Genomic DNA, 9,726 nt, shown 5'->3' on the forward strand with positions numbered 1-9,726 from the left:
GCCACCAGGTTGCCATGCGGGTGAATCGATTTCCTTACCCCCTTCTATGCAGCGTTCTGTACCACCTTGGGCAGTCGTGCTACAGAGTCGCCCCCAACTAGAGTATATCAGTTCTCCGAGAGTGTCAGCAATCGCTTGTGACATGCCTGTGAAGGTAACAAATACACTGATTAATGTGATGGTCAATATTTTATTCATAGGCACAACCAGTTAATATAATGCTTTCTCTAATTCACCGCAAAATGACGCATTCGCCCTCATATGATGTTACTTATCAAAAAAAACCTTATTTTTCAAATATCCTTTTTATATCAAAAAAGCCCGATACCGGTCCGGGCTTTCTGTTTTTTCCTTATTATATTTCCTTTCCCCATTTCTCTTTCCCCCAAGTTATACATTTTTCATTTATACATAAAGCACACTTATTTGAAACTCAAATGTGAACCCGTTCCCGATATATTCGTCCGTCTCTTGTTAAGTAATGTCCAATTCATTAATACTCTTGTACTCATTATGGTAACCGTAGTTCATTATGGCCTCTATTGTGAAATTAGTTATTTGAGAATAATTTTTTATTATACGTGGAATTGCGATTGTTGGTTTATAAAATTCCTGGCCAACCCACAATGTGCCGTGTGTCAGTTCTTTAGCAGACATATTTTTCGGTTTATAGGTTACCATTGTACCGGCCAAATTATACGTATTATTCTGTACCATTTCCATTCTTGTCTCTAATGGCTGTTGCCACCATGGATCAAATATGAGTCTATTTTGTTGTTTTAGATCGTTGTAGAGCGGTGTATTTGGGTATGGCCGTAATACGTTTAAGTTTAAGGCATCTACCCCAGAGTTTTTTGCCCATTCTAGTGTATTTTTAAAGATATCAGAATTATCTTGATCAAAACCAAAAACAATGGCAGCAATAATAAATACATTTCTTTTTTTTAGTTCATTAATTAATATGCTATATTCCCTGGTTTTAGATCCGCTTTTTCTAGTATGTTCCAAACTTGATTGCACTATAGAATCAAAACCTATAAAAACATACCTCATCCCCCCTGCTACCATTGCATCCAGCAATTCTGTGTCTCTCGCTGACATAATTGTCATTGCACAACCCCATCGGGCTTCTGGAAAATTTCGTCCAATCGCTAAAGAAAGGTCCTTAGTTTTCCGGTGCGAACTACAAAAGTTATCATCCACAAAAAACCAGGTCTGGAATTTTCTATAAAATTTTGGCAAAGTTTTAATTTCCAAAAGTACTTGATCAATCGATTTATGAATAACTTTGTCTGTGTATAAATTCGTACTGGCACAAAAAGAACATCGATATTGACATCCTCGGCTGAACTCAATAACACCTGGAAACATATATTTCATGGAGTGCTTATAGAGATGTCTATCCGGCAAAGGGGATTGCAGAAAATTACTGTTCTTCTTCGATTTGAACTGAAGACCGGGCAAGGTATTATAATCAAATAATCCCGATTCAAAACTTTTAATTACATTTTCCATATGCACTTCGGCCTCGCCGTGCACTGCAACATTGGTGTAATGAATAACTTCGTTTAAGCATGAAGAGACATGCGGGCCACCCATTACCACCGTAAATTTTAATTCATTAAAAACTTTGAATAGATGTTTGGCGTCATAAGCCAAAGGCGTTTTGACTGATATGAATATTATTGTATTTGACCTTGGAAGATTATCAATATAATCCATATCAATATGAGTACCTAACTCATCATATATTCTTACCGTACAATCAGACCTGATATCTCTAATCAAAGAAGCCAGTAATGGTAGAGTAATGGCCGCAATATGTAATTCCGGCACATCGTAAATTCCCCTTTTATTTATTGGTGTCGGATAACCTACATTAATTAAAATGGCGTGCTTAAGCTTAGTACCCTTAGCATTTGTCTTTCTTGGCGGCTTTGTTCCCTCTTCAAGTGGCAATGCATTTTTTCTCAATAATTTCATAGAATATATTCACTTATTCATTACTTTTTTATATACATGCCTACTATCCAATAATGTTGAAAAATAATCTTTCCTCCAGCCGAAGTTTACAAGGCTAAAACTCCCTGGATTTATACCATGCATAAGGATATTATCTTTTATTCGTGTTGCGATGGAACTCATGGAATAGAAATTACTCACTACATATTTGTACCCATCGTAGAGTTGATCAGCAGTCATTCTCTTTGGGTGAAAAACTACATGTTTTTCATCGTAATGTTCTAGTTTATAATCAAAGATTCTTCTCTCTTTTTCAAAACGATGGTGTAGTTTTGTTCCAGGATATGGCGTTAGAATTTTGATTGAAGCTGACACAAAATTGCATTTATATAAACCTTCCAGGGTTTCATCAAAAGTACTTTCGTCGTCGCCATCTAATCCAAGTACCAGGCCTGCATGTGCCATAATGCCACAGTCGCCTAGTTTTTTTACAATGTCCTTGTACCTTCCAATTTTGTTGAAACCCTTTCCTACATTATTTAGGCTTTTTTGTGAAAAGCTTTCTATACCGAGGTAAATTGCTTTACAACCACTTTTACCCATTTCATTTAAAAGAGAAGTATTTTCGGTCACTTTTGTAGTTGCTTCTGCAAACCAGGTTTTGTTTAAAGGTGTGAGTGCTTTAAAAAAATTTTCAGCATATACGATGTTATCTGTAGGGTTTTCATCCCATAGAATAAAGTATTTAGATTCCATTCTTTGAATATCATCAATCACGTCGAATATATTTCTGCTTTGTACGCCATCATACATTTCGGGAATAGTACAAAAAGAGCATTTGTATGAACAACCTCTCCGCGCAATAATAGAAAATATTTTGTATTTTTTTTTGTCGAATAATTCCCAGCGCATTTTATATTTAGGAATAGCGCGATATAATCGCCCATCATAAATATTTTTCAGATTACCGCTTTCAAAGTCGGATAATAAGTTAGTCCAAATGTTTTCAACACCGCCTCGCACTACCGCGTTAGCATAGGGCTTAATTGATTCCGGGGATAAACTTGCATGAGAGCCTCCAAAAATTACTGGTATATTGAATTTTTTATATTCATTGGCAATTTCTATACCTCTATTTGCAGTACATGCTTTTATTGAAATACCAACAAGGTCAGGTTTGGCATTGTGTTCGATTGCCGTAACATTTTCATCTTGAATATCAATATCCCAATTTTCTGGTGTAACGGAAGCAACAGTTGCCAGTTGTAATGGGATGATGTTGAAAATGTGTGCCATGCCAGAAGGTCTTTTTACATCATTTGGGATGGGATTTATTAACCGCAATATTTTTTTATTTTCCGCCATATCTATACAGTAAAATATATGTAGCCCATATCAATTAATTTTTTAGGGGCTGTCCTAGATAACTAGCCCATTTCATCCTTAACGACACACATCATGCCTCTGCTAAAAACAATTCATTTTGTACCTGATCCAGCAAGGAACACGCATCATCGAATTGTCGCGCAGTTTCAAGATACTGATTGGCACATTTAATGTCACCTTTCCGAGCTTCGGCAATTGCAAGATATGCAGCATTTATGGCATTATCACGAGGGTTTTCAGTGCCTTTCATCGCCTGCTTCAACAAGGTAATCCCTTCATTAAGTTCTCCCAATTCAATGAGTACAATGCCGCGCGTCCCCTTAAAGGTTGGAACCCAGGGACAACTTTTATACATTTGAGCGGAAAGCGTATCTGCTTCTTTCAACAATCCCTGAGGATCACACAACATGTTTGCATAGGCCAGATTATTCAATAACAGTGCGTGAAGCTGTTTATCGGTGGGATCATTTTGATCAAGGAGCTGCCTGAATATTGAACGAGCTTCTTCAACTTTACCCATGTTCAGGCAGGTAACTCCTAAACCATTTTTTAACAGAGGATTTTCCGGATACTGAGAGAGCCCTTGAAGATACGATTCTTTTGCTTTCTGAAATTGTTGCCTATAGAGGTACTCTAGCCCTTCATAGATATAGTAAAAAGGCAATAGTCGCTCGATCTCTATTTGGCGGAAAAAGGGCATTGTGAGTAAGGATAATCCGTCATTAGGAATTTTCCCTTGTGGTAATTTAAAATGACAGGGAATCAGATTAATGACCAGAATGCACGCATTCGCCACTATCAACCATCCAACCGGATTAAGTGACTGGGATAATGCTTGACTGAGGCTTGTTGATTGTGGGATTTGAAGCGCAATGAAGAGAAAGGCCACATTGACAATTGGCCCTGCGGCCACAATACAAAATTGCTTCAGACGATACCACTGTGATGAGTTGGCAAAACAAAATGTTAAACCATGAAAGGGGAGCTTCCGAACTTCATAGGAAAAGCCGAACATGGTTCCCGTCTTAATAATTCGCCCCCTCCCTATGATAATTTTAAATACTCGCCACCCTAACCATTTCGCAACAAAAGCATGGCCTAATTCGTGTGGTATGATCATTAGAAGTATACACAGCACAATAAAGAACAGATTTAGGATAAGCCAGCCTTCCTGCGGGTTTTGAACAACCAGAATAATTCCTAAAAACAGAAAGAACCCCCAACCCAACAAATAGGGTATCATCGAGGTTCCACGTTCGAGCCAACAGGCAGGGCAATAGGTTGTTTTTTTAAAGCGGAATGATCTTCTTGCTTTCAGAAACGCTTCGTCAAAATCAGATGTTACCCCACAAATACCACATGTAACGGCCATGAGTATGCGTTATTAGCCTCCCATATATAGATAAGTAGCGTGCGTATTGCCCACTAAATTACATATTGTGATGAGCTGTGCTCACCCCACAAAACCAGGTTATTTTTTAACGCTTATTTCGTTAAATTAACAGGTTGATTTGTTCAAACTCAAGATATCAGGATTAAACCGAACCGTTATATATTGATATATCAATAGGTTATAGAACCCCATTTGACTTCAAGGCGTTGTTATATGGCACGTCTCAACTACTTGGGTTGCGGCAGTCCGGAATCTCCGCAGGCCTTTTCCACCATCGGCGACAGAGCTTCGTAACGCCCTTGGAGTCGACCACCATCCTGCCAGAACGCCCAGTGTGATTCCAGGATCTGCCTCGCTTCCTCACAACGACCAAGTTCGAACAGCGTTCGCGCCCGATAGAAGCGGAGTTCGGGATTAATGGTCTGGCCGTCTGATTCTTGTAGTTCGAGTGCGCGATCAAATTGCCTGAGCGCGCTGTCGAATCGCTCGGTCCCAAAATAGGTGACGCCTAGCAGATAGTGTGCCTTGACGTTCGCATCATCTGCCGTGATTGCCTTTTTGAGGAGGGCGATGATCTCAGGGGCTTTAGATGGTCCCTCCCGGTACAACTCCTTCGCTTGGCGGTAGTAGGAGTCCGACTCTGTTGTAACGACGTGTTCCGACTTGTCGGAGTGCCGCCAGTACGTCACAGGTCGCTCCTGATTGGGCTTCGGCTCGTCTGCAGCAAGGGACACTCCAGGGCCAATTACACCCATTGCTAGAATCACCGCTCCCCGTCGTATTCTGTCCATATTGGCTTGCTCCTTGACGCATACTTCCGTGATATAATGATTAAACTAAGGGGCCGCTAGAGGGGGTATTGAAAAGAGCCCCTGCGGTCCCTTGCAGTGTGGGGTTATATAATCTACTCTGATTTTTGCAGCATATATCTAACAGAATTAAAAATAAAGCTCACTTCGTCTTCAATAGTTATTGGATACTTTTTTTCTTTCCAGCCACCAACAGGTTTTCCGCAATAATCGCAATCAACTACTTTGATAACAATTTCTGGCTGATTAGCACCAAATATTATTTTACCTTCATATTTGAAAAATCCCCCATCAGATGCTGAGTAGAAAAGCTTTCCATTTTTAATAGTTCGGGGGGATGCAGAAATTGTTGCGGCACCTCCTTTAATAGTTAATTTATGTTCGTGATACCACACCTCACTTTTATCGTGCGGCGATAAATCACCAATCTTTTTCCAACCTATATACGTACCATTGATAATTTCACTGGCGTTTAATGGTGATGCAATGCATACAAGTAAAAAAATTATGGAAATGATTACTTTTCTATTCATATTTTCACAGTATATCGCCGGATGTCACTTATCCAATTTATATCAAAAAAAAGCCCGAATCCGTTGCCGGTCCGGGCTTTCTGTTCTTTCCTTATTTTATTTCCTTTCCCATTTCTCTTTCCCCCCCTTTTCCTGGTTCAATCAGACCACTTATTTCGCGGTCTGGGTAGCAGTGTATTATGTTTAATCCTTTTCTACTTCTGATAATGACCGACTTAAAATATTCTGAATTCTCTTGTTCGCTTTTTCAAACTCAGTTGCCTGCATGTTGACTGGATATTTTTCTCGATGTTGAGCAATTTTGCCTAATAGCCATATTGCTCTAGACTTATCTTTTTCATTAGGGTACTCCTCTAACAAAACATCAATTGTAATGATTTGCCGATCCAAACGACCATTAATCATTTTTTTTAGAGCATCAAAATTACCTTCATCTAGATATTGCATGTCTCTGAATGTCATACGAGTTTCAACAATGGTTTTTTCCATAAAAGAAATAGTAAATAATTGCCCTAAATAGTTCTGTTTTGTACCCCAAAATACGCCACAAGCAAATATTGCAGCAGATATAAGTACAATACTTAAAATGAAAAGAAATTTTTTCAATGTATTATTCATCTTTTAAACATAACGCCACAGGAAGTGGGACCATCCAGTCAGTCTAAAGTTTTCTCTAATTCACCGCCAAAATGACGCATTCGCCCTCATATGATGTTACTTATCAAAAAAACCCGATACCGGTCCGGGCTTTCTGATTTTTCCTTATTTTATTTCCTTTTCCCATTTCTCTTTCCCCCGAGATATTGTTTATTCATTTATACATAAAGTAAATTTTTTTGTAAACATATAAAACCCTGTTGCAAGCTTATCAATTTCGGATTTCGGATGGGGGATTGCGGATTTTGAATATAAATCACAGGTTGTGGGTTGAAATGCACTATTTAACGATAGCTCTTCCAATCTTAAAGATGAGCCTCAATTTTTCCTCCCCCGCTTCTTCCATTAAATCAGTGAGAGATTTCTTAAGCTCTTTTTCGCCCCCTTTGAGATGATCGAACTCGAAAAGATCTTTAAGTTCAATATTTAAAGCCTTTGAAAGGTTCACCAGTTTGTCGATAGAGGGAAACTGTTTCCCCACCTCGATTCTGCTCAAATACTTTGAACTTATATCAGCACTCTCGGCTAACTGGTCCTGAGATACCCCGGCGCTCTGGCGCAACTCCTTTAACCTCATCCCGAATAATCTTTTCGTCTCTTTCATAAGGCCCTCCATTGACTTTTACATATCATCTTTCATTTAACGGAGACCTTGAACACACTCATTAGTATATTATCCTTGACTTTATCAACCTTTAAGATAGAATTATCAGCCATAGCGTTAGATTAACACTAAACATAACTATCACTTAAGTAGAATTTTCAGGGGAGGCGATATGGAATCATTCTTAATTGTCGATGACGACTCAAGATTATCAGCACTTTATAAGTTTTTGATCAGTGTAAAATTCGAGGGCGCCCTTATCAAGTGTGCAGGAAATGGTTTGGAAGGCTTGGAAAGGGCGGCTGAAAATGATTATTCACTGGTTATAGCAGATATCGAAATGCCCGAAATGAACGGCATCGACTTTTATAAAAACCTGAAAAAGGAATATCCCATTCTTGCCAAAAAAACCGTTTTTATCACCGGAAGTCCGAGCGGTACCCATCTTTCTTATTTTGAGCAGGAAAAACGCCCCTGGTTGCTGAAACCCTTTGATCCCTATGTTTTTTATGATTTCATTGAAGCGGCTTTCAGGGAGTGAAAGGGGGTGAATAAACAAATAAATGGGACATAACACTTAATTTAACTCTCTTTCTTTTTAATGTCGTAAGGCGGATAAGCCTGCGCCATCGGCCGCATGAAATAATTTCCTTCATTCTCCAGCTTGTATATCTTCATGGGTAGCGCTAATTTTACTATTAATCTTTGACAATAAAGGATTATTCGATAAGATTGATTTATAAATCCACTCAATATGATGAAATATAAATCCACTTTACAATCATCGGATCGTTTTCTGGGCTACTCTTTTCTTGCGCCGGCCTTGCTGGTGGTCTGTTTATTTGCACTTTATCCTGTTGCCGATACAGTCTGGTTAAGTTTTCATCGTGTTATCCTTACTGTGCCGGGGCTTGGTGAAAAATTCATTGGCCTTGATAATTACAAGGCCCTCTTCAAAGACCCGGCGCTTATCTCGTCTTATGGCGTAACGTTTGCCTTTGTTATTATTACAACAGCATTTGAACTGCTCTTCGGTCTCATTATCGCCCTTACTATAAATAAACATTTTCCCGGAAGAGGTGCCGTCAGGGCCGCCATTCTTATCCCCTGGGCGCTGCCTACGGTGGTGGCCTCCCAGATGTGGCGTTTTATCTTTAATGACCAGTACGGCTTTTTTAATTTCCTGCTCTACGGCTCCAACAGCGCTGCATATGAGGCCTGGCTGGCGGAACCGGTCACTGCTCTGGCAGCGATTATCATTGCCGATATATGGAAGACTTCATCCTTTGCGGGACTTCTTATTCTTGCCGGGCTTCAGCTTATCCCGGAAGACCTCTATGAGGCGGCACGGGTCGATGGCGCCACCCCCTGGCAGCAGTTCAGGCATATTACCCTCCCCATGATCAAACCGGCCATCCTTATAGCTCTCCTTTTCAGGACCATGGACGCCTTTCGTGTATTCGACCTTGTCTTTGTCATGACCCAGGGGGGGCCTGCCGATTCGACAAGCGTCATCCAGTTTTACGGTTATAAGAAGATATTCGCTGAAGGAGATATGGGTTATGGTTCGGCAGTGTCGACGGTCATATTTCTGACCATTATGGTTGTTTCTGTCTTTTATGTGAGGACTGTGGGGACGCGGTTGCTGGAGAAGGGGGAGAGATGATGATATCAATTAATAAAATCCCCCCCAGCCCCCCTTTGTCAAAGGGGGGAGCGGTTATGGTACAACCTAGTAAGATAGGTAACAGAATAACCTACAGACATAGGTAACAGTATAATAAAGGGAAAGGAGGAAATGCCTATGCCCTGGAAGGATACGAGACCTATGGATGAGAGAATAAAGTTAGTAGCCGACAGTATTAACGGCAATTTCACGATAACAGAACTATCTGTTATTTACAGAGTAAGCCGTAAGACGGTGTACAAGTGGATTAATAGATATTCTGAGCAGGGAATTGATGGACTTAAAGAACAAAGCCGTACCCCGGTAAATAGTCCGACAAAAACACCTGATGCCATCATAGAGTATCTTATAAGAGTTAAGCATGATCGCATGAATTGGGGGCCAAAAAAGATTTTGGCTTTTTTAGAGGAAAATGAGCCAAATACTTCGTGGCCCAGCGTTGGAACAATCGAGAAGTGGTTGAAGAGAAATGGACTTGTAAGGAAACGTAAACGACGTAAAACTGTGCCACCTTATAGTGAGCCTTTTCTGGATGTAGACAAAGCAAATGAAGTATGGAGTGCGGACTATAAAGGACAGTTTCGTACTGGAGATGGTTTGTGGTGTTATCCCTTAACTATAAGCGATAATGCAAGTCGCTACCTTTTATTATGCAAGGCCTTACATTCGCCTTGCTATAAAGATACTCGTAAATG

11 protein-coding genes are annotated in these 9,726 nt (G+C 39.9%); 3 read left to right on the forward strand and 8 right to left on the reverse strand.

Features of this window, described 5'->3' with window-relative positions; translation table 11 throughout:
- The 8 genes from OEV42_20445 to OEV42_20480 all read right to left on the reverse strand — a co-directional run.
- Positions 1–198, reverse strand: a 198-nt coding sequence (locus OEV42_20445) for a hypothetical protein (GenBank protein MDH3976640.1), incomplete at its 3' end; no start/stop codon positions are given.
- A 276-nt stretch (positions 199–474) separates the two neighbouring features.
- The gene (locus tag OEV42_20450) at positions 475–1,983 is read right to left on the reverse strand and encodes a radical SAM protein (GenBank protein ID MDH3976641.1); all 1,509 of its coding nucleotides are present in this window, start codon (positions 1,981–1,983) and stop codon (positions 475–477) included.
- Positions 1,984–1,992: 9 nt separating this feature from the next.
- The gene (locus tag OEV42_20455; GenBank protein ID MDH3976642.1) at positions 1,993–3,327 is read right to left on the reverse strand and encodes a B12-binding domain-containing radical SAM protein; all 1,335 of its coding nucleotides are present in this window, start codon (positions 3,325–3,327) and stop codon (positions 1,993–1,995) included.
- 91 nt (positions 3,328–3,418) lie between these two features.
- Positions 3,419–4,720: a tetratricopeptide repeat protein gene (locus tag OEV42_20460; protein MDH3976643.1), complete on the reverse strand. Its 1,302-nt coding sequence runs from the start codon at positions 4,718–4,720 to the stop codon at positions 3,419–3,421.
- Positions 4,721–4,968: 248 nt separating this feature from the next.
- Positions 4,969–5,532, reverse strand: coding sequence for a tetratricopeptide repeat protein (locus tag OEV42_20465; protein ID MDH3976644.1), 564 nt, complete (start codon positions 5,530–5,532; stop codon positions 4,969–4,971).
- A gap of 113 nt (positions 5,533–5,645) precedes the next feature.
- Positions 5,646–6,083, reverse strand: coding sequence for a hypothetical protein (locus OEV42_20470; protein ID MDH3976645.1), 438 nt, complete (start codon positions 6,081–6,083; stop codon positions 5,646–5,648).
- 183 nt (positions 6,084–6,266) lie between these two features.
- Positions 6,267–6,701, reverse strand: a complete 435-nt coding sequence (locus tag OEV42_20475) for a hypothetical protein (protein MDH3976646.1) — start codon at positions 6,699–6,701, stop codon at positions 6,267–6,269.
- Positions 6,702–7,020: 319 nt separating this feature from the next.
- A complete protein-coding gene (locus OEV42_20480; protein ID MDH3976647.1) occupies positions 7,021–7,344 on the reverse strand; it encodes a helix-turn-helix domain-containing protein in 324 nt (107 codons plus the stop codon).
- A gap of 172 nt (positions 7,345–7,516) precedes the next feature.
- Here OEV42_20480 and OEV42_20485 point away from each other — a divergent pair, with 172 nt between their 5' ends.
- The 3 genes from OEV42_20485 to OEV42_20495 all read left to right on the forward strand — a co-directional run.
- Positions 7,517–7,885: a response regulator gene (locus OEV42_20485; protein ID MDH3976648.1), complete on the forward strand. Its 369-nt coding sequence runs from the start codon at positions 7,517–7,519 to the stop codon at positions 7,883–7,885.
- 213 nt (positions 7,886–8,098) lie between these two features.
- Positions 8,099–9,010, forward strand: coding sequence for a sugar ABC transporter permease (locus OEV42_20490; protein MDH3976649.1), 912 nt, complete (start codon positions 8,099–8,101; stop codon positions 9,008–9,010).
- Between the two features lie 162 nt (positions 9,011–9,172).
- Positions 9,173–9,726: helix-turn-helix domain-containing protein (locus OEV42_20495; protein MDH3976650.1), on the forward strand; the 554-nt coding region annotated here is incomplete at its 3' end.

This window comes from Deltaproteobacteria bacterium, assembly GCA_029860075.1.
Taxonomy (GTDB): domain Bacteria; phylum Desulfobacterota; class JADFVX01; order JADFVX01; family JADFVX01; genus JAOUBX01.